This is a genomic window from Pseudochelatococcus lubricantis (assembly GCF_011762225.1).
GTDB classification, from domain to species: Bacteria; Pseudomonadota; Alphaproteobacteria; order Rhizobiales; family Beijerinckiaceae; genus Pseudochelatococcus; species Pseudochelatococcus lubricantis.
In genome coordinates this window covers 264778-280351 of the sequence record NZ_JAASQI010000001.1, presented here as the reverse complement: position 1 = coordinate 280351, position 15574 = coordinate 264778, and the positions used below count along the sequence as shown (strand labels likewise).

Annotated in this window: 12 protein-coding genes; 8 read left to right on the top strand and 4 right to left on the bottom strand. The window is 66.3% G+C overall.

Annotated features, from left to right (window positions below):
- Nucleotides 1-28 precede the first annotated feature (28 nt).
- The 7 genes from FHS82_RS01150 (at nucleotide 29) to FHS82_RS21390 (ending at nucleotide 8856) form a co-directional block, all read left to right on the top strand.
- On the top strand, nucleotides 29-1699 hold the full coding sequence (locus FHS82_RS01150) for an AMP-binding protein (protein ID WP_166947865.1): 1671 nt from the start codon (nucleotides 29-31) through the stop codon (nucleotides 1697-1699).
- A gap of 3 nt (nucleotides 1700-1702) precedes the next feature.
- Nucleotides 1703-2335, top strand: coding sequence for an isochorismatase family protein (locus FHS82_RS01145; protein WP_166947863.1), 633 nt, complete (start codon nucleotides 1703-1705; stop codon nucleotides 2333-2335).
- Between the two features lie 4 nt (nucleotides 2336-2339).
- Complete coding sequence (locus tag FHS82_RS01140; RefSeq protein WP_166947861.1) at nucleotides 2340-2591, top strand: phosphopantetheine-binding protein; 252 nt, start codon at nucleotides 2340-2342, stop codon at nucleotides 2589-2591.
- 2 nt (nucleotides 2592-2593) lie between these two features.
- Nucleotides 2594-6562 (top strand): non-ribosomal peptide synthetase, encoded by a 3969-nt coding sequence (locus FHS82_RS01135; RefSeq protein ID WP_166947859.1) that lies wholly within the window; start codon nucleotides 2594-2596, stop codon nucleotides 6560-6562.
- A 12-nt stretch (nucleotides 6563-6574) separates the two neighbouring features.
- A complete protein-coding gene (locus FHS82_RS01130) occupies nucleotides 6575-7354 on the top strand; it encodes a 2,3-dihydro-2,3-dihydroxybenzoate dehydrogenase (RefSeq protein WP_166947857.1) in 780 nt (259 codons plus the stop codon).
- A gap of 83 nt (nucleotides 7355-7437) precedes the next feature.
- Nucleotides 7438-7845 carry a PRC-barrel domain-containing protein gene (locus tag FHS82_RS01125; RefSeq protein ID WP_166947855.1) on the top strand — a complete coding sequence of 136 codons (408 nt, stop codon included), beginning with the start codon at nucleotides 7438-7440 and terminating at the stop codon, nucleotides 7843-7845.
- Nucleotides 7846-8127: 282 nt separating this feature from the next.
- Nucleotides 8128-8856: a 4'-phosphopantetheinyl transferase superfamily protein gene (locus tag FHS82_RS21390; protein WP_166947853.1), complete on the top strand. Its 729-nt coding sequence runs from the start codon at nucleotides 8128-8130 to the stop codon at nucleotides 8854-8856.
- Between the two features lie 193 nt (nucleotides 8857-9049).
- On the opposite strand, the gene FHS82_RS01115 is transcribed toward FHS82_RS21390, so the two are convergent.
- On the bottom strand, nucleotides 9050-9421 hold the full coding sequence (locus FHS82_RS01115; protein WP_166947851.1) for a DUF779 domain-containing protein: 372 nt from the start codon (nucleotides 9419-9421) through the stop codon (nucleotides 9050-9052).
- A gap of 94 nt (nucleotides 9422-9515) precedes the next feature.
- Nucleotides 9516-11036, bottom strand: a complete 1521-nt coding sequence (adh, locus tag FHS82_RS01110; RefSeq protein ID WP_166947849.1) for an aldehyde dehydrogenase — start codon at nucleotides 11034-11036, stop codon at nucleotides 9516-9518.
- 245 nt (nucleotides 11037-11281) lie between these two features.
- On the opposite strand from adh, the gene FHS82_RS01105 reads away from it, so the two are divergent.
- Nucleotides 11282-13201 (top strand): sigma-54-dependent Fis family transcriptional regulator, encoded by a 1920-nt coding sequence (locus FHS82_RS01105; RefSeq protein ID WP_166947847.1) that lies wholly within the window; start codon nucleotides 11282-11284, stop codon nucleotides 13199-13201.
- A 7-nt stretch (nucleotides 13202-13208) separates the two neighbouring features.
- On the opposite strand, the gene FHS82_RS01100 is transcribed toward FHS82_RS01105, so the two are convergent.
- Both FHS82_RS01100 and irrA read right to left on the bottom strand, forming a co-directional pair.
- A complete protein-coding gene (locus tag FHS82_RS01100) occupies nucleotides 13209-13661 on the bottom strand; it encodes an energy transducer TonB (RefSeq protein WP_166947845.1) in 453 nt (150 codons plus the stop codon).
- Nucleotides 13661-14209: an iron response transcriptional regulator IrrA gene (gene irrA, locus FHS82_RS01095; RefSeq protein WP_166947843.1), complete on the bottom strand. Its 549-nt coding sequence runs from the start codon at nucleotides 14207-14209 to the stop codon at nucleotides 13661-13663. The genes FHS82_RS01100 and irrA overlap by 1 nt, the downstream gene beginning before the upstream one ends.
- Between the last annotated feature and the right edge of the window lie 1365 nt (nucleotides 14210-15574).

The following is a 15574-nucleotide window of genomic DNA, read 5'->3' as shown; positions in this document are numbered from 1 at the left end:
GCACTGAGCGGCATGAGGAGGATGCAACGTGATTCCGGCAATCCAGAAATGGCCCGAGGAACTGGCCGCACGCTACCGGGAGGCCGGCTACTGGCGCGGCGAGACGTTCGGCGCCATGCTGCGCGACCGCGCCGGCCGCTTCGCCGATCGCACCGCCATCGTGGCGGGCGACACGCGCTGGACCTATGCCGAGCTGGACGCGCGCGCGGACGCGGTGGCGCGCGGCTTCGCGGCGCTGGGCTTTCGCGCCGGAGAGCGCGTGGTGGTGCAACTGCCGAACGTCGCGCCATTCTTCAGCGTCGTCTTCGGCCTGTTCCGCGCCGGCATCCTGCCCGTCTTCGCGCTGCCCGCGCATCGCTCCACCGAGATCGAGCATTTCCTCACCCGCACGGAAGCGCGCGGTTACGTGATAACGGATACGTTCGAGGGCTTCGACTATCGCGCTCTCGCGGCGGAGGTAAGGGCGAAGGTGCCGGCTCTCGGCCATGTGATCGTCGCGGCCGACGACGCCGGCCCCTTCACGCCGCTCGCCGCGGTGGAGAAGCATGACGGGCCGCTGCCGGAAGGCCCCTTGCCCTCCGATGTCGCCTTCCTCCAGATTTCCGGCGGCAGCACCGGCCTTTCCAAGCTCATTCCGCGCACGCATGACGACTATATCTACAGCCTGCGTGGCAGCAACGAGATTTGCCGGATGGACGAAACCAGCGTGTATCTCGGCGCGCTGCCCATCGCGCATAACTATCCCATGAGCTCGCCCGGCACTTTCGGCACGCTCCATGGCGGCGGCACGGTGGTGCTCAGCCCCTCCCCCGCGCCGGATGCGGCGTTTCCGCTGATCGCGCGCGAGAAGGTGACCATCACCGGCCTCGTGCCGCCGCTCGCACTGGTGTGGGCGGACGCGGCGCGAACCACGACGCACGACCTCTCCAGCCTTAAAGTGCTGCAGGCGGGCGGCGCGAAGCTGACGCCGGAAGTGGCGCGGCGCATCCAGGCGGTGTTCGGGCCGGTGCTGCAGCAAGTGTTCGGCATGGCGGAAGGGCTCGTCAACTACACCCGCCTCGACGACAGCGAGGAGGTCGTCACGGAAACGCAGGGCCGCCCGATCAGCCCGGACGACGAACTGCTGATCGTGGACGACGACGACAGGCCCGTGGCGCCCGGCACGCCGGGCAACCTGCTGACACGCGGCCCCTATACCATCCGCCAGTATTTCAATGAGCCGGAGGCCAACGCCCGTTCGTTCACGCCGGAAGGCTATTACCGCACCGGCGACATCGTATTGCTGCGGCCGGACGGCAATCTCGTGGTGCAGGGCCGCGCCAAGGACCAGATCAACCGCGGCGGCGAGAAGGTCTCCGCGGAAGAGATCGAGGACCATCTCCTTGCGCATCCCGGGGTGTTCGACGCGGCGGTGGTATCCATTCCCGATCCCTATCTCGGCGAGCGCTCCTGCGCCTTCGTCATTCCACGCAAGTCCGTCCCCGAGGGCGCGGGGCTCAGGCCGCTGGCGCTCAAGTCGTGGGTGCGCGAACGGGGCCTCGCCGCCTTCAAGGTGCCGGACCGGGTGGTGTTCGTGGACAGCTTCCATACGACAGCCGTCGGCAAGGTCAGCCGCAAGGACCTGCGCGCCACGCTACGCCAGCGTCTGCTGGAAGCGGACGCGGCGGAAGCCCGCGCGCAGACGCAAGAGAAGGATTGAACGATGGGATTGCCGAGCATCAGCGCCTATGCCCTGCCGGACGCGCGCAACCTGCCCGCGGCGCGCGTGCCATGGCGGGCGAGTCGCGACCGCGCTGCCCTGCTGATCCACGACATGCAGAACTATTTCCTGGCGCCCTTCCCCGCCGATGCCTTGCCGATCCGGCAGGTCATAGCCAACATCGACCGGCTGCGCCGCCATGCGCATCTGCTCGGCATCCCGATCTTCTACACCGCGCAGGAGGGCGATCAGGATCCGCGCGACCGGGGCCTGCAACGCGATTTCTGGGGGCCGGGCATGAGCACGCGGCCGGAGCATCAGGACATCCACGCCGTGCTCGCGCCCTTCGATGGCGACTTCGTCCTGCACAAGTGGCGCTACAGCGCTTTCCAGCGTTCCAATCTGGAACACCTGATGCGCGTGCGTAACCGCGACCAATTGATTGTCACCGGCATCTATGCTCACATCGGCTGCCTCATGACCACGGCGGAAGCATTCCAGCGCGATATCGAGCCTTTCTTTGTCGCCGACGCGGTGGCGGACTTCTCGCGCGAGAAGCACGATCTGGCCGTGAACTACGCGGCGGAACGCTGCGCCGTCGCCACCCTGACGAACCACCTGCTGGAGAGCCTGTGAACCGATGAGCGCCTTCACGAAAGACACTATGCGCGCCGACATCGCCCGCATCATCGGCGAGGATGCTTCCGAAATCGGCGACGACGACAGCCTGATCGATCTCGGCCTCGATTCCATCCGCGCCATGGCGCTGGTGCAGCGCTGGAGCGATCTGGGCGTGAAGCTCGACTTCGCGCAGCTTGCCGAAAAGCCGACGCTGGCGCGCTGGTGGGCTATCGCCAGCCGTCATCTGGCCGGCCGCCATCCGGCAGAGTAACCATGACCGCCACTCCCGCGCCGGCCGCCGGCCGGCCCAGTCCATCGCCGCCGGAGCGTCATCCGCTCCTGCAGGCGCAGGAGGGCATCTGGTTCGCGCAACGGCTCGACCCGGAAAATCCCGTCTTCAACACCGGGCAGATCGTCACGCTGTCGGGCCCGCTCGACCGCGACGCCTTCAAGGCGGCGGTGGAGCAGGCCCTGCGGGAAGCGCCCGCGCTCGCCGCGCGCTTCATCGACGGACGCGACGGGCCGGAGCAGACGATCGGCGCAGCGCCCCCGGCCGCGCTTTCGATCTTCGATTTCAGCCGTGAGAGCGATCCCCTCGCCGCCGCGCGCGCCCACATCGACCGCGACATGGCCCGCCCGCGTGATCCTACCCGCGATCCGCTGGTCACGGAGCATCTGCTGGTTGTCGGACCGGGCCTTTACCTGTGGCATCAGAACATCCACCATCTGGTGATCGATGGTTTCGGCACCGCGCTGCTCAACCGCCGTATTGCCGCGCTCTATAACGAGGCCGTGGCTGCCGTTCCCGCGCAAGAGACTGAATTCGGGGCGTTTTCCGGCTATCTCGCCGAGGACGCGGCCTATGCTGGCAGCACCCGCGAGGACCGGGAGCGGGCGTTCTGGCACGACCTGTTCGCGGACAGGCCGCATGTCGCCGGCATCGCGCCGGGCGAGGCGGCGAGCGCGCACAGTTTCCACCGCTTCACGCTTTCCCTACCGGAAGAAACCGCCAGGGCGCTGACGGCGCGGGCAGCGGACATGGGTCTGAGCTGGCCCGATCTGCTGACAACGCTGGCCGGCGCCTTCATCGTCCGCCATGCGGGCGGCGATGAGGCCATCATCGGCGTGCCACACATGGGCCGCTTCGGCTCCGCGTCGGCGCGCGTGCCGTCCATGGTGATGAATGTGCTGCCGGTGCGCGTGCGCGTGGACGAGGATGCGCCGCTCGGCGACCTTGCCGCCGACACCGCCCGCAAGCTCACGCGGACGCGCCGCCACGGACGTTACCGCAGCGAGCAGTTGCGACGCGACCTGGGCCTGATCGGGCAGGATCGCCGCCTCTACGGCCCGCTCATCAACATCCTGCCCTTCGACGAGCCGCTCGGCCTGCATGGCGTGGCCTCCGACATCGCGGTGCCCGGCGCCGGCGCCGTCGACGACCTTACCTTCACGCTGCGCGCAGACCGGGAAGGCCGGCAAATCCGCCTGGAACTCGACGCGAATCCCGCGCTCTATTCCGCGGACCGGACGCGGCAGCTCGGGCGGCGCTTCATCGCTTTCGTGCATGCCGCAGCCCAGGCGGAGCGCCTCGCCGATGCGCCGACGCTCTCCCCCGACGAATACGGTCAGTGGTTTGCCGCGCAGCGGGCGACCGCGCATCCCGTCGCCGAGACGACGCTTGCCGCGCTGCTGGCGTGCACCGCCCGCAGCACGCCCGACGCGCCTGCGCTCGCCGAGGGTGCGCAGCGCTGGACCTATGCGGAACTGGAGCGTGAAACGGCGGCCTTCGCGCACCGGCTGCGCGCGGCCGGCGTGAAGCCGGGCGACGCGGTGGCCGTGGCCTTGCCGCGCTCGCGCCATCTCGTGCTCGCACTGCTCGCGATCGTGCGGCTCGGCGCCGCCTATCTGCCGCTCGATGCCGACCATCCGCGCGAGCGCCTGACGCGCATCCTGCGATCAGCCGCCCCGCGTGTCGTCGTCACCACGCGCGAGTTGCGGCACAGGCTGCCGGAAGGCGCGCCGCCGTTTGTCATCGACGAGGAGGACGCGGCACCCCCCGACGGCGAGCCCTTCCACGACCCCGCACCGGGGGATGCGGCCTATATCATCTATACCTCCGGGTCGACCGGCGTGCCCAAGGGCGTGGTGGTGGAGCACCGGGCCATCGTCAACCGCCTGCTGTGGATGGCGGCGCACTACGGCATCGGTCCCGGCGACCGCATCCTTCAGAAGACGCCGGCCACGTTCGACGTTTCGGTGTGGGAGTTCTTCCTGCCCTTCATCACCGGCGCCACGCTCGTCGTCGCGCCGCCCGACACCCACAAGGACCCCGGCGCGCTCGCGGCGCTGGTGCGCGAACACGCCGTCACCACGATGCATTTCGTGCCCTCCATGCTGGCGCTGTTTCTCGACGAGCCGAAGGTGCGGGGCCTCGCCATCCGCCGCGTCTTCGTCTCGGGCGAGGAGCTGCCGGCGAAGCTGCGCGACCGCTTCCACGAGCTGATTGCGGGCGAGTTGCACAACCTCTACGGCCCCACGGAAGCGGCGGTGGATGTGAGCTACTGGGAGGCTTCCGCCGCCGACCGCAGCCAGCCTGTGCCGATCGGCTTCCCGGTGTGGAACACGCGGCTTTACGTGCTCGACGCGCGCCGCCGCCCCCTGCCGGCGGGAATCGTCGGCGAACTCTACCTTTCCGGCCGGCAACTCGCACGCGGCTATCTCGGCCAGCCGGAACTCACGGACGAGCGGTTCGTCGCGGACCCGTTCTTTCCCGGCGAGCGGATGTACCGCACCGGCGATCTGGCGCTGGCGCGCGAGGACGGCGCCATCGTGTTCCTCGGCCGCACGGACCATCAGGTGAAGCTGCGCGGCCTGCGCATCGAACTCGGCGAGATCGAGGCGGCGGCGCTCGCGGACGAAGCGGTGGCGCAGGCGGTGGTCGATGCGCGCGACGACGGCGCAGGCGGCAAGCGGCTCGTCGCCTATGTCACGCAGAAGCCCGGCCGAGACATCGACACGGAGCGGCTGCGCGCCGCCATCGCCGCGCGCGTGCCGGACTACATGGTGCCCGCCGCCTTCGTGACGCTGGCGCGCCTGCCGCTTTCCGCCAACGGCAAACTCGACCGCAAGGCCCTGCCGGAACCGGCCTTCGCCGGCCACGCCGGGCGCAAGCCGGAGAGCGCGACCGAAAAGCGCGTCGCGGCCCTGTTCGCGCGCTGCCTCCGGCTCGACGAGGCCACGATCGCGGCGGACGACGACTTCTTCAGCCTCGGCGGGCATTCCCTGCTCGCGGCGAAGCTCATGCAGCAGGTGCGCGACGACTGGGCGCAGGCACTCGGCGGCAACCCGTTCGGTCTCGGCGTGGTGTTCACCGATCCCACCGTGGCGCGGCTCGCGGCCCGGATCGACGCGGCTTGCGCGCCGGGTAACGGTTTTTCCGCCACCGAGAACGAGGGGCTTGCACCGCTCATCCGCCTCAACGACGGGCGGGGGGCGAGCCCGCTGTTCTGCATCCACCCCGCCGGCGGCATCTCGTGGTGCTACGGGGGCCTCGCGCGCGCCCTCCCGGCGCACGCTGTCTACGGCCTGCAGGCGCGCGGGCTCGATCCGCAGGCGCCCGCGCCCGCCAGCATCGAGACGATGGCGGCCGATTACATCGCCCTCGCCCGCACCATCGTGCCGGACGGGCCCATCCACCTCGCGGGCTGGTCGGTAGGCGGCATCATCGCCCATGCCATGGCCGTGCAACTGGTGGAAAGCGGTGCGCCGCACGGGCTTCTCGCTCTGCTCGACGCCTATCCGAGCGATAGCTGGCGCGACCAGTCCGATCCCTCGGAAGATGTCTCGCTGAAGGCGCTGGTGCAGATCGCCGGCCATGACGTGTCGGAACTCGGCGACGGGCCGCTGACGCGGGAGAAGGTGGTCGCGTATCTGCGCGGCATCGACAACCCGCTCGGACTGCTCTCCGACCGCGCGCTGACCGGCGTCGTGCAGGTGGTGGCGGCGAACAACCGCCTGGTGCGCGGGCACTGGCATCGCTTCTACCCCGGCGGGGTTCTCTACTTTCGCGCCGCCCTCGACCATGCGGGCACCGATCTGACGCCGCAATTGTGGACGCCTTATGCGGCGTCGCTCGACGTGCACGACGTGCCGTCGCTCCATGCCCACCTGACGGGCGCGGCGGCGGCCGCGCATATTGCGCCCGTGATCGCCGACAGGCTGCGGCGGCTTTCGTTGAGTTGACAGGAGTTTGCCATGCGTGAAAGCGGCATCGCCGGAAAAATCGCCTTCGTCACCGGCGCTTCGGGCGGCATCGGCGCCGCCGTTGTGCGTGCGCTGCTCGACGAGGGCGCGACCGTGGTCGCGACGGACCGGGACACGGAGGCACTGGCGCGCCTCGCGAACGCGAACGCACCGGACAGGCTCGTCACCGCGCCGCTCGACGTGACGCAGGCCGATGCGGTGGAACGCGCGGTGGCCGCCGTCGAGGAACGGACCGGCCCGATCGATATCCTAGCCAATGTCGCCGGCGTGCTGTCGGCCTCGCCGGTGGCCGAAACGGATCTGGCGGAATGGCAGCGCGTGTTCGCCGTCAACGCCACCGGCGTGTTCCTGGTCTCGAAGGCCGTCGCCGCCCGCATGCAACCGCGCGGGCGGGGCGTGATCGTCACAGTCAGCTCGAACGCGGCCGGCATTCCCCGCCACGGCATGGCAGCCTATGCCGCCTCAAAGGCGGCGTCGACCATGTTCACCCGCTCGCTGGGGCTGGAACTGGCGCCGCATGGCATCCGCTGCAACATCGTCGCGCCCGGCTCCACACTGACGCCGATGCAGGAAGGGATGTGGACGGACGGGAACGGCCCGGCGCGGGTGATCGCGGGCGCGCCGGAAATTTTCCGCACCGGCATTCCGCTCGGCCGCATCGCCGCGCCGGAGGATATCGCGGATGCGGTGGTCTTCCTCGCTTCCGACCGCGCCCGCCACATCACGATGGCCGATCTCTATGTGGACGGTGGCGCCACCCAACGCGGGTGAATCTTACGCTTCCCCTGTTCGGGCTGGAACAAATCGAACGCTCGGCTGTTCTTCCCATGTCATCACCTGACAAGGAGAATACCATGCGTAACATTGTTTTCGGCGCTGTGTTGCTGTCTTCGGCCGCGCTCGCCGTCCCCGCACTGGCACAGACCGCGCCGACCCCGGCATCGCCGGCGGCGGTGGCACCCGTCTCCGCCGCCAGCGTGCTGAGTTCCAACCTGATCGGCCTCAATGTCGCCAACGCCGGCAATGAAACCATCGGCGAAATCAAAGATCTGGTGCTCGGGACGGGCAACGAACTGACAGGCATCGTCGTCTCCGTCGGCGGCTTTCTGGGCCTTGGCGAACATTACGTCGTTCTCGATCCCTCCACCGTCGCCGTAACCTACAACGAGACCGACAAGAAGTGGGAGGCTCGCGCGAACGCTACCGCCGAGCAGTTGAAAGCGGCTCCCGCGTTCAAGTATGAAGGCAAGTGGAAGTCCTGACGGACCAGCCGCTTTAGCTGAGAAGCAAATCGGCGGACTTGTGCTTTGCAATACGTGTTTCGCGCTAGCGAAATCACGCGGAACAGCGGTCACGGAAACGGACGCGCCACTCGTTCCCATCGGACTCCATTCGCTGTCAGGAACGGCGCGGTGACAGGCCGCGCCGTTCCTGCTAATTTCAGCGGTAAGAACCCGGCGTTGCACAGCCGCCCCTTTGTTTGTTCATGTCTTCCAGCGGTCCAGAAAAGCGGATCATTATACGGCAATTCCGACGAGGCAACCGTGCCGCTTCTCCCCGATACCGTCGACATCTGGATCGCGCACATCGATGACACGGCGGTGTTGGGAGTTCCCAACACCTCGCTCGACGGCATCCTCGCCCCCGAGGAGCGGGAACGGCGGTCACGATTGCGATTCGGTAGCGACCGCAAGCTGTTCACGATGGCACATGCGCTGCTGCGAATGGCTCTCGCCCGCTACGCGCCGGTGCTTCCGTCCGCTTGGACGTTCACGCGCGGCGCCTACGGAAAACCCGCGTTGCGCGCCGACCAGATGCAGATGCACAGGCTTTATTTCTCGCTGTCCCACGCGGGAACGGCGGTCACGTGTGCCGTCTGCCATGCCGCCGATGTCGGGGTGGATATCGAACCTCTCGACAACGCTGTCGACCCCTGCGAACTCGCCGCATCCGTGCTCTCGCCTGCCGAGCAGGCATCGCTGTCGGCGCTGGAGAACGGTGCGCGACGACAGCGGTTTCTGGCGTTGTGGACACTCAAGGAAGCCTATGTGAAGGCGCGCGGGCTTGGGCTGTCGTTTCCGCTGCAGGATTGCAGCTTCAGCCTCGATCCGCCGCAAATCGCCTTTGCCGGGCATGTCGTGGACGATCCGGACGACTGGCAATTCGACAGTCAGCTCGTTGACAACGGCCACATTATCGCGGCTGCCGCGCACCTCGGCAGCGCCCGGCCGCTGCGTTTCCGTTACCGCTATTCCCGCGATTGTCAGTCATGAAAAAAGGCGGAAGGCGCAATACCTTACTCTACGAGCCCGGCTCGTCGAGCGGCGGTCAAGCCCGTGCGGCGCTTGGGCAAACACAGCACACGAGCAGTTGAAGACCGGGAGCCGTGGTATTACCGCCTTCCGCCATCGGCCCCCTCTCCCGGGTCTCGGGTCCCGGCCGGGGGGCGCACCGCGATCCGGGCGCCTACAACACCGGCAGCGCCGCTTCCTCCTCCTCCGTGAACAGCCGCGAGCGCGTCAGGAAGCGCACATCGCGGCCGTTTTCCAGCGAAAACATGCCGCCGCGACCGGGCACGACATCGATGATGAGCTGCGTGTGTTTCCAGTATTCGAACTGAGGGCGGCTCATGTAGAACGGCGCGCCGCCGATCTCGCCCATCCGCACGTCGCTGTCGCCGATAAGGAACTCGCCCTGCGGATAGCACATCGGCGAGGAACCGTCACAGCAACCGCCCGACTGGTGGAACAGGATCGGACCATGATCGGCACGCAAAGTATCGATCAGCGTAAGCGCCGCGTCAGTCGCCAGAACACGCTTGACGGTTGCATCGTTCATCGTCGGCCTCCCCGTGGACCCGCCAATGCCGTTCCCCGCGGCAGTGCGGTATGGACCTGCCCCGCCACACTTCGGCGGCGGGGCAGGATCGTGATCAGAAGAAGCCGAGCTTCTGCGCGCTGTAGCTCACCAGCAGGTTCTTGGTCTGCTGGTAGTGGTTCAGCATCTGCAGGTGGTTCTCGCGGCCGATGCCGGACTGCTTGTAGCCGCCGAAGGCCGCATGCGCCGGATAGGCATGGTAGACGTTCGTCCACACGCGCCCGGCGTGGATGCCGCGCCCCAATCGGTAGGCGCGCGTGCCGTTGCGGGTCCACACGCCCGCACCCAGCCCGTAAAGCGTGTCATTGGCCAGCGCCAGCGCCTCGTCGTCGTCCTTGAAGGTCGTCACCGCGACCACGGGGCCGAAGATCTCCTCCTGGAAGATGCGCTGCCTGTTCTGGCCCTTGAACACGGTCGGCTTGACGTAGTAACCGCCGGCGAGTTCGCCTTCCAGCACGTTGCGCTCGCCGCCGACGAGCAGTTCCGCCCCCTCCTGCTTGCCGATGTCGATGTAGCTCAGGATCTTCTCGAGCTGCTCGCTCGACGCCTGCGCGCCGATGGCGGTGGTGGGATCGAGCGGGTTGCCCTGCTTGATCGCCTTCACCCGCTCCAGCGCCCGCTCGATGAAGCGATCGTAGATCGATTCCTGGATAAGCGCGCGGCTCGGGCAGGTGCAGACCTCGCCCTGGTTGAAGGCGAACAGCACGAAGCCCTCGATGGCCTTGTCGAAGTAGTCGTCATCCGCGTCCAGCACGTCGGCGAAGAAGATGTTCGGCGACTTGCCGCCAAGCTCCAGCGTCACCGGGATGAGGTTCTGGCTGGCATATTGCGAGATCAGGCGGCCCGTGGTCGTCTCGCCGGTGAAGGCGATCTTGGCGATGCGCGGGCTCGACGCGAGCGGCTTGCCGGCCTCCAGGCCGAAACCGTTGACGATGTTCAGAACACCGGGCGGCAGGATGTCCTGAATGAGCTCAGCCAGCACCAGGATCGAGGCGGGCGTCTGCTCGGCCGGCTTCAGCACGATGGCGTTGCCTGCGGCGAGCGCCGGGGCGATCTTCCACACCGCCATGAGAATGGGGAAGTTCCACGGGATGATCTGGCCGACGACGCCGAGCGGCTCATGGAAGTGGTAGGCGACGGTGTCGTGGTCGATCTCGCTGATGCCGCCCTCCTGCGCCCGGATGACACCGGCGAAGTAACGGAAATGGTCCACCGCGAGCGGGATATCGGCGTTGGTGGTCTCGCGGATCGGCTTGCCGTTGTCCCACGATTCGGCGAGCGCCAGCAGATCGAGGTTTTCCTCGATGCGGTCGGCGACACGGTTGAGGATCAGCGAGCGCTCGGCCGCACTGGTGCGTCCCCACGCTTCCCGCGCGGCATGGGCGGCGTCGAGCGCCAGTTCGATGTCCTCCTTCTGCGAGCGAGCGACCTCGGTAATCTTCTTGCCGGTGATCGGCGACGTGTTGTCGAAATAGCGGCCGTCGACCGGCGCCACCCATTTGCCGCCGATGAAGTTGTCATAACGCTCCTTAAAAGGGGTCTTGAGAAGCGAGGTGGCTGGTTCGTACTTGTTCACGGCGATCCTCCCTGAAGTGTGCCTGACGGTCTCCTAGCACCGTGCATGCCACGTTCCGGGTGCGGCGCCGCAATTCCGTGCTGCAACGCGGCAAGTATTGACAGGCGTCAAGAAATCGCCAGTTTGCGGAATAACTCGAAAAAGAACGTCACGTTTGACGCAACGATCGTGCTGGAAAGGTGTTGCAGAATGCCGCATGATTGTTGCAACAGCCGCGGCAAATAACAACACCTGGAGGAACGGCCATGGCAACAGGTTCAACGACGCCGCAATCCACGGATACGGTTGCGGTCGCGCGACAGCAGTTTTTTTCCAAACAGAAAGTCCCCGCATCGCTCGTCTCGCGGACCATCCTCCAGTCGTGGCTGCGGTGTTCGCAACTCGGGCACGACGCCAGCCGCGACCCCACTGTCGAGCCCGTCGGCCCGCAATACCTGCGCGAGGCCCACGAGCAGCACGAGATGCTGCGCCGCCTGTGCCAGGCGGAAATCGAGTCTCTGCGACGCGAGGCGCGCACCACGGGCGGCATCGTGGTCTTGTCCGACGCGAACGGCATGGTGCTCGACGCCGTCGGTGACACAGCCTTCGCCGGGAAGGCGGCGGGCGTCGCGCTGCGCCCGGGCGTGGCGTGGAGCGAGGCCAGCATCGGCACCAATGCCATCGGCACGGCGCTCGTCGAGCGGCGGCCGGTCATGGTGCGCGGCGGGGAGCATTTCTACGAGCCGCATCGCGTGCTGAGCTGCGCTGCGGCGCCCATCTTCGATCCCCGTGGAGCGATCGCCGGTGTGCTCGACCTGTCGGGCAGCGCCGCCACGATTTCCCGCCAGAGCCTGTCGATGGTGCGGCTCGTCATCGACCAGATCGAGCACCGGCTGTTCGATCAGGCCTTCGGGAACCGGGCGGACCGTGGCGACATCGAGATGTTGCGCTTCCATACGGAACGATCCCTGCTCGGCACCGCGCGCGAGTGCATTCTCGTCTTCGAGGGAGACCGCCTGATCGCCGCCAACCGGCACGCCCTTCAGGCCATATCGCGCGGCTGGGATGCGCTCGGCCGCACGTCCTTCGACGCCCTGTTCGACGGCGGCGGATCGCTTGGCGAGGAAGGGACGCTAAGGTTCCACTCGGGCGAGACCGTGCACTACAGGCTGCCGCGTCGCGGCGGCCCGACGCTGCCAGCCGCGGCCGCGAGAGCGCCGGTCCCCGCGCGTGAGCGTCCCTCACCCGCCGCTTTCATGACCGCCATTCCCTGGCCGCAGCCGATATTCGACGCGCAGACGCTCGCCGATGTCGAGAATGCGGCACGGCTCGTCGACGCCGATATCCCGTTGCTGATTCATGGTGAGACGGGGTCCGGCAAGGAGGCGTTCGCGCGCGCCGTCCATGGGAAAAGCCGCTGCGCCGACAAGCCCTTCGTCGCCGTCAACTGCGCGGCCATTCCCGAAAGCCTGATCGAATCGGAGCTGTTCGGCTATGAGGAAGGCGCGTTCACCGGCGCGCGTCGGCAGGGCTCGCGGGGGCTGCTGCGGGAGGCTCACGGCGGCATCCTGTTTCTCGACGAAATCGGCGACATGCCGTTCGCGCTGCAATCCCGCCTGCTGCGCGTGCTGCAGGACAGGCAGGTGATGCCGCTCGGCGGCGGGCGCCCCTCGCCCGTCGACATCCGTGTGATCAGCGCGACCCACCGCGATATCGAGGCGCTTTCACGGCAGGGGCATTTCCGGCCGGACCTCTACTACCGCCTCGCCCAGTTCACGATGACGCTGAACCCGCTGCGCACGCGCACCGATCTCGTGCCGCTGATCGACGGCCTGTGGCGGCAGGTGACGGGCGGTTCGGCTCCCCTGCCGGAAGAAACCCGCAGCCGCATGGCTGCCTATGACTGGCCCGGCAACTATCGTGAACTGGTGGGCGCGCTGCGAGCGCTGGCGGCACTTGCGACATCCGGAACGCATCCCGGCCCGCACCTCCTGCCGACGGCCCTGCGCCGGATACAGCCGATGCCGGCCGTCGCGCAGCCCATCGAGACCGGCCTGCTGGAGCATCACACGCGCGACGTGATGCGTGCGACGCTCGAAGCCTGCGGCGGCAACATATCGCTCGCGGCGCGCCGTCTCGGCATCAACCGCAGCACGCTCTACCGCCACCTGCAGCGGCTGCAGTAGCGCCCCGTCATTGCGGCGCGGCGCCTTGCGCGGGCGGGGCATCCGTCAGCGAGAAACGGATCGGCAGGGATACGGTCGCATCGACGGGCTTGCCATCGCGGGTCGCGGGTTCGAACTTCCAGCGGCTCACGGCCAGCGCTGCCGCGACGTCGAGCGACACCACGGAACTGCTGCGCTCGACGGTGATGTTTTCCGGATTGCCCGCGGCGGTGATGCGCAGCCTTACGACGACCGTGCCTTCCTGTCCCGCGGCGCGCGCCTCATCGGGATAGGCCGGCCAGTGCTTCATCACATCACCGGGATAGGGGCGCGGCGGCACCGTCCGCCCCTTCGCGTTCTCACCGGCGCCGGGGCGTGGGGCGGCTGTCTGTGCCAGCACCATCGTTCCGGCGCACGCCACGAACATGGCGGCGAGGCCGCAACGCAGCAGCACAGGAACGCGCGGGAAAAACCGGTGCATCAAGCTTCGACCAGTCCGCGCGTGGACGAGGCAGCGGTTTTCGCGGCCTTGCGCTTCACCCGCACGATCACCTCGACGCAGACGATCTCCATGCCCTCGGGCGCTTCCGGAAGGCCGGCGACGGAAATCAGTCCGTCCGGAATATCGACCAGCGTCTGGTCGTCTTCCACGAAGAAATGATGGTGTTCGGCAATGTTGGTGTCGAAATAGCTCTTGGTGCCGTCGACAGCGAGCTGGCGCAGCAGACCCGCTTCCCTGAACTGGTGTAGCGTATTGTAGACGGTGGCCAGTGACACGCTGATCTTGGCCTCGCAGGCTTCGTCATAGAGCATCTCGGCCGTCAGATGGCGGTGACCGCGCCCGAACAGCAGCCACCCCAACATGATGCGCTGGCGTGTCGGCCGCAGACCGGCTGAACGCAGTATCTCACGGACGTCGTGGAAGCCGCAGCCGGTCTTCACAGGGCTGCCGACATTCTGGACGAGGGTGCGGGGATCGGTCTGAACCGGGACGCCGCGAAGCATCATCGCGCGAAAGGGGCTGGACATGGCACATCCTCAACGGTCTGGTGTCTCACGACACATGAGCAAGTTTATGAATATCTATTGGACCTTTATCGGCTAAATGTAAATAATAATAACATTTTGTTTTATTATAATAATTCCATTCAAAGGCCCTTTTCATGCACGGTGAACTATAGCTTCCCGGACACCATCATTCCGTGCCGCAGGGGCCGTGTGGTTGTTTCGTATCCGCTATTCCCGCACTGAATGCGATAATGTGCCCGTGTCATGCCACGCCACGGCGATCGGTTCCGTGACCGCTGTTCCGGCCTCCGGCTATGTCTTGTCTGCCTGCGTTTCCAGACGGTTATATGCCTCCGTTGACAGTGGAAGCACGTGCCTTGGATGGCTGTTCCGTGACTGCCATTCCCGCGTTGCGAGATGTTGGCGTACGCCGTCGATGAGAAACGCCGGGAAATGAAGCGCTGTGTGGACTGAACATGGTGGAAACAGTGAATATCTGCTGAAGAGGCGATAAGGGCCGGTTTGTCGAGGCGTATCAGGAGGCTGATTCTGGCGCTGGGGCAAGTTGGCCGGGTAGTCGAAGCCGCAGCCGGAGGCCGGAATCGCGATGGTTCGTGACCGGCGTTCCCGAAAACTACACGATATTTCAAAATCTTACTAAATCATGGGGAATTCCGTTAACCTTTTTGGCCCGCCTGTCCAATAGGTCCCGTAATGCGCCGGGGAGCAAGGCATGAAGCAGGCACTATAGCCTTCCGGGGCTTTTGTTCCCGATTACCGCATTGATAAAATTTGATAATTTTAACTGATGCATGTTGACGGATTCCGGGAGCGTACCGAATCGGAAACGCTTCAGAAGGGTGATTCCGTGATCGCTATTCCGGATAGAGATGTATGGAATCAGGTGCTTGGCGTGGGGCCCGCTTTTGTTCGGGGAAGAGAGCGGATTCTGATGCGGTTGGCTGGAGAGCCTAAGGAGACATGACGGACTGATTTTACGGGAGACGGGCGATGCTGGTTTTTAGGAGGCGTTTTCGAAGGAGCGCTGTCGTTAGAAATTATCCTTAAAAGAATCCTTTATAAAGAGTCTGACTCCCCATCCTGAGCATTTACAAAGTGTTAACGGCCGCTTTCGTGACCGCTGTTCCCGATTTCCGTGACCACGACTCCGGTTGCCGAGACCACTGTTCCCGTTTCCGGGGCCGGTGCTTCCGTTGTCGTGACCGCCGTTCCCATGCGCTCGGCCTGTTGAAAACCTGTGTTTCCGTGACCGCTATTCCCGTTTGCTTGACGGTCGGTGCATATGCCGCCAAAGCTGACGGCGTTGGCAAGGTCGTGGGTTGGTTGGTCGGGACCGGATGTGGCGATCCGGATAGCGGGCGGAGG